This window comes from Pseudescherichia sp. (genome assembly GCF_031979925.1).
In the GTDB taxonomy this organism is placed as follows: domain Bacteria; phylum Pseudomonadota; class Gammaproteobacteria; order Enterobacterales; family Enterobacteriaceae; genus Pseudescherichia.
In genome coordinates, this window is the sequence record NZ_DALZFB010000029.1 from 1 (window position 1) to 4,330 (window position 4,330).

Annotated in this window: 4 protein-coding genes and 4 tRNA genes; 1 reads left to right on the forward strand and 7 read right to left on the reverse strand. The window is 52.1% G+C overall.

What is annotated here, in order from left to right:
- From RTM13_RS20130 to RTM13_RS20150, 5 genes are all read right to left on the reverse strand, one after another.
- A partial coding sequence (locus RTM13_RS20130) for a GTP-binding protein (protein ID WP_000031653.1) occupies positions 1 to 136 on the reverse strand: 136 nt, incomplete at its 3' end.
- A 119-nt stretch (positions 137 to 255) separates the two neighbouring features.
- Positions 256 to 331 (reverse strand) — tRNA-Thr (locus RTM13_RS20135).
- Positions 332 to 337: 6 nt separating this feature from the next.
- A tRNA-Gly gene (locus RTM13_RS20140) sits at positions 338 to 412 on the reverse strand.
- A gap of 117 nt (positions 413 to 529) precedes the next feature.
- Positions 530 to 614 (reverse strand) — tRNA-Tyr (locus RTM13_RS20145).
- A gap of 8 nt (positions 615 to 622) precedes the next feature.
- A tRNA-Thr gene (locus tag RTM13_RS20150) sits at positions 623 to 698 on the reverse strand.
- A gap of 401 nt (positions 699 to 1,099) precedes the next feature.
- Between RTM13_RS20150 and coaA the strand changes: the two genes are divergently transcribed.
- Complete coding sequence (gene coaA, locus RTM13_RS20155) at positions 1,100 to 2,050, forward strand: type I pantothenate kinase (RefSeq protein ID WP_312214531.1); 951 nt, start codon at positions 1,100 to 1,102, stop codon at positions 2,048 to 2,050.
- 31 nt (positions 2,051 to 2,081) lie between these two features.
- Here the strand turns inward: coaA and birA are convergent, their stop codons facing one another.
- Both birA and murB read right to left on the reverse strand, forming a co-directional pair.
- Positions 2,082 to 3,044, reverse strand: a complete 963-nt coding sequence (gene birA, locus RTM13_RS20160; RefSeq protein WP_312214527.1) for a bifunctional biotin--[acetyl-CoA-carboxylase] ligase/biotin operon repressor BirA — start codon at positions 3,042 to 3,044, stop codon at positions 2,082 to 2,084.
- Positions 3,041 to 4,069 carry a UDP-N-acetylmuramate dehydrogenase gene (murB, locus tag RTM13_RS20165; RefSeq protein WP_312214529.1) on the reverse strand — a complete coding sequence of 343 codons (1,029 nt, stop codon included), beginning with the start codon at positions 4,067 to 4,069 and terminating at the stop codon, positions 3,041 to 3,043. The genes birA and murB overlap by 4 nt, the downstream gene beginning before the upstream one ends.
- Positions 4,070 to 4,330: the final 261 nt, after the last annotated feature.

Here is a 4,330-nt window from a genome sequence, read left to right on the forward strand (position 1 = left end):
CGCGAGCAGCACCACCGTAGGTTTTAGCCAGAACGGTAGTGATGGCAGCGGTCAGCGTTGTTTTACCATGGTCAACGTGGCCGATAGTACCGACGTTAACGTGCGGTTTTGTACGTTCAAACTTTTCTTTAGACATCGATTGTCCCTCTAAGACACGGATAAATCGGTGATATCACCACATCAACCAGGCGAACATGCCTGAACTGTTGAATACATTTAAATTGAAACAGAGAGAAACGGGAGGGAGAAGTGAAGTGGTGCTGATACCCAGAGTCGAACTGGGGACCTCACCCTTACCAAGGGTGCGCTCTACCAACTGAGCCATATCAGCACGTATTGGAGCGGGCAGCGGGAATCGAACCCGCATCATCAGCTTGGAAGGCTGAGGTAATAGCCATTATACGATGCCCGCATCCTGAAACTCGGCTACCCAGTTCTTTCTGTAACAAAAAAAGAGATTTCTCTCTTTTTAAGTTCGAGCTGGTCGAATTTTTTGACCAGCTCCGGCGGCGAAAACGCTGCCAGAAAGTGGTGGTGGGGGAAGGATTCGAACCTTCGAAGTCTGTGACGGCAGATTTACAGTCTGCTCCCTTTGGCCGCTCGGGAACCCCACCGGACTTGATGGTGCCGACTACCGGAATCGAACTGGTGACCTACTGATTACAAGTCAGTTGCTCTACCTACTGAGCTAAGTCGGCATCAAGTAGCGCGCATTCTAGGGAGACCTGCGAACTCATGCAACAAAAAAATCGCATAAAACGTTCTATCGCTCACATTTTGTGCGCTGGCATGAAAAAATGCTGTCATTTCATGCAACGACGAACAAATATTCAACGTTTTGCGAGTTTACAGAGAGGAGCAAGAACGTTAGAAAGAGGCTAAATGATTATGTGCCGATCCTGTTACGTGACGTGTATCAGTGAAAGCACTATTCGCAACTATTTTTTCTTATCCTTACCCGCAATCTGATGTTACCCTCCTGCCCATTGTCCATAATAAACTTCAATGTAGCGTGCCATTGAGCTGTCTTTCAGGACTGCGCATCGCTGAACGTTTATCCCCGCAACGGTGACGATCAATGGCAGGCAGAAACATGCTTATGAATGCAGCAGAGCAAACGTTAATGACGCCTTACTTACAGTTTAACCGTAGCCAGTGGGCTGCACTTCGTGCTTCAGTGCCTATGACCCTGACGGAAGGGGAAATTGCGCGGTTGAAAGGTATTAATGAAGATCTCTCCCTTGAAGAGGTTGCCGAGATCTATTTGCCTCTGTCGCGTTTACTCAATTTCTATATCAGCTCCAATCTGCGCCGTCAGGCCGTGCTGGAACAGTTCTTGGGTACTAACGGACAGCGCATCCCCTATATCATCAGCATCGCTGGCAGCGTGGCCGTAGGTAAAAGCACCACCGCTCGCGTATTACAGGCACTGCTGAGTCGCTGGCCAGAGCATCGCCGGGTAGAGTTAATTACCACCGATGGCTTCCTGCATCCAAACCAGGTGCTTAAAGACCGTGGCCTTATGAAGAAGAAAGGCTTCCCGCAGTCCTATGATATGCACCGTCTGGTGAAGTTTGTTTCCGATCTCAAATCGGGCGTGCCGGACGTGACTGCCCCCGTTTACTCCCATCTTATTTATGATGTTATTCCCGATGGGGATAAGACGGTTACCCACCCCGATATTTTAATTCTCGAAGGCCTGAACGTGTTACAGAGCGGGATGGATTATCCTCACGATCCGCACCACGTATTTGTCTCGGACTTTGTTGATTTCTCCATTTATGTTGATGCCCCGGAAGAGCTATTACAGCGCTGGTATATCAATCGCTTTTTAAAATTCCGTGAAGGAGCGTTTAGTAATCCGGACTCATACTTCCACAGCTATGCGAAGCTCTCTGAAGAGGAGGCTGTTAAGGTCGCCACCTCCCTGTGGCAGGAAATCAACTTCTTGAATTTGAAAGAGAATATATTACCAACCCGTGAACGGGCTAGTCTCATCATGACTAAAAGCGCTAATCATGCCGTTGAGCAGGTACGGTTACGCAAATAAAAGAGGGAGCACTATGCTCCCTCAATCGTTATTATTCTGCGCTTCTTAGCGAAATTTCACCGCCCATCCAGGCTTTGATCGCCCCATCCTGCTCAAGCAGCAGCGCGCCCTGCGCATCTATTCCGCGTGAAATACCGACAATCTCTTTATCGCCAATAATAAGTTTGACCGGACGGTTAATAAAGTTATCAAGTTTTTCCCAGCGGGAAAGATAAGGGGCTAACCCCTCCTGCTCGAATAGCTCCAACGCTGCGCGCAGCTCGTTAATCAGCCGGGCGGCCAGCGTATTTCGGTCGATATTGATCCCCGCCTCCTGGAGATTGATCCACCCCTGGTTGATGACGTCAGACTCAACCTGCCGCATCGCCAGATTGATCCCTGCCCCGATTACGATCTGGGCCGCATCACCGGTTTTGCCAGTCAGCTCAACAAGAATGCCAGCCAGCTTGCGATCCTGCAGATAGAGATCGTTGGGCCACTTAACACGCACCTGGCTGGCACCCAGATCGCGCAGCACTTCTGCCATCACGATACCGATAACCAGGCTCAGGCCAACGGCAGCGGCAGGACCCTGTTCAAGACGCCAGTACATGGAGAGATAGAGGTTCGCCCCAAAAGGCGAAAACCATTTACGTCCGCGCCGACCCCGCCCCGCCTGCTGATATTCGGCAACGCAGGCATCGCCTGACTGTAGAGTACCGATACGATCCAGCAGATACTGATTCGTTGAATCAATAACCGGCAGTACCGCTACCTGGCCCTGGTTTATCTGGCTGCTGATGAAATCCTGGCTTAGCAGCTGGATGGGCTCCGGCAGGCTGTACCCTTTTCCGGGTACGGTAAAGACGTCAACGCCCCAGTCGCGCAGAGTCTGGACATGTTTGTTAATGGCCGCCCGGCTCATGCCCAGGCGCTCACCCAGCTGCTCTCCTGAATGGAACTCGCCGTCGGCAAGGATTGAAATCAGGGTTAATGGAATAGTATTGTCCTTCACGCAATAATCTCCACAGCGTTCACTTCTCCCGTTGGGCCGATAAAACGTACCTCCGGCTCCAGCCAGACATTGAATTTTTCGCCTACCTGCTGGCGTACATGATGTGCCAGCGCTACTACATCCTTACTGGTCGCCTGGTGCTCATTGATAAGCACAAGCGCCTGCTGGCGATGAACGGCCGCTCCCCCTACCGTTGTGCCTTTCAGCTGGCAGCGATCGATAAGCCAGCCGGCAGCCAGCTTAACGGTGCCATCAGCCTGTGGATAGTGCGGCGCATCAGGATAGTGAGTCAGCAGCTGCTGCGACACCTCTGTGCTTACTACAGGGTTTTTAAAGAAGCTTCCTGCATTTCCGTTTACTTTTGGATCGGGAAGTTTGCTCATGCGCATATTGCAGACGGTATCAAAGATCTCTTGCGCCGTGGCGGTAGCGGGATCGAGACGTGCCAGATCGCCATAGGTCAGTACCGGCTGCCATGCCTTTGGTAAGCGTAGCCCCACCGCAACAATGGCATGAGAGTGCTGATACTCATGTTTGAAGATACTGTCCCGGTAACCAAAGCGGCACGCCTGGGCGGTAAGACGCAGCGTATCGCCTGTAGCAAGCTCAATGCAGTCAACGTAGTCACACACGCGCTGTAGCTCAACGCCATACGCGCCAATGTTTTGAATGGGGGATGAACCTACGCAGCCCGGTATCAGGGCCAGATTCTCCAGGCCGGGCATCTCTTTACCCAGCGTGTACTGAACCAGCTGGTGCCAGTTCTCCCCTGCGCCAACGTGCAGATGCCAGGCATCGGGTTTTTCGGTGATATCGATACCCATGATGCGGTTAACAATAACGGTTCCGGCAAAATCATTCAGAAAAAGAACGTTACTCCCTTCCCCCAGGATCAATACGGGCTGTTGGATCTGCGCGGCATTCTGCCAGGCGCTAAGGAGCTGTTGCACATTTTCGGCAAGCACGATGTGATTCGCATTATGCGCAATGCCAAAGGTATTCCAGGGCTTAAGGGAGTGATTCATAGACGCTATCCAAAGACAAAAACAGGGCTAGTGTACCCCATATGCTGGACGATCGCTTGTGGTTGTCGTTGTAGGTTACCACGCCGGGCGGCACGCCGTTTGCCCGGCCTGCGGGAGCGGCATCGTCTGTAGGCCCGGTAAGCGCAGCGCCACCGGGCGTCTGTCAGCCGCAACGCAAAAAGGCCATCCTTACGGATGGCCTTCTGCTTGTTTGATGCCTGGCAGTTCCCTACTCTCGCATGGGGAGACCCCACACTACCA